Raw genomic sequence first — 449 nt, 5'->3', positions numbered from 1 at the left:
CCTCCTCAAACGCTACCTCGACCAGAAAGGCGTCTCTTTTAAATCGTGTCTGTTAAATGGTTCTGTCGAAGTCGCGCCGCGCGCGGGGCTGGCCGATGCTATCTGCGATTTGGTCTCTACCGGCGCGACGCTTGAAGCTAACGGCCTGCGTGAAGTCGAAGTTATCTACCGCTCTAAAGCCTGTCTGATTCAGCGCGACGGTGAGATGGCACAGAGCAAGCAACAGCTGATCGATAAATTGCTGACCCGTATTCAGGGCGTGATTCAGGCGCGCGAATCGAAATCCATCATGATGCACGCGCCAAGTGAACGCCTGGAAGAGGTTATCGCCCTGCTGCCAGGCGCTGAAAGGCCGACAATTCTGCCGCTGGCGGGCGAGCAACAGCGCGTGGCGATGCACATGGTCAGCAGCGAAACGTTGTTCTGGGAAACCATGGAGAAACTGAAAG

At 56.1% G+C, this 449-nt stretch carries 1 protein-coding gene; it reads left to right on the top strand.

Features of this window, described 5'->3' with window-relative positions; translation table 11 throughout:
* Positions 1-449 (top strand): ATP phosphoribosyltransferase (gene hisG / locus RAD15_RS43845; RefSeq protein WP_458184868.1); only part of this gene is annotated, 449 nt, incomplete at both ends.

Source organism: Bradyrhizobium sp. 14AA (assembly GCF_054185205.1).
Note: the sequence above shows the minus strand (reverse complement) of the source record. Positions and strands in the feature narration are given on the sequence as shown.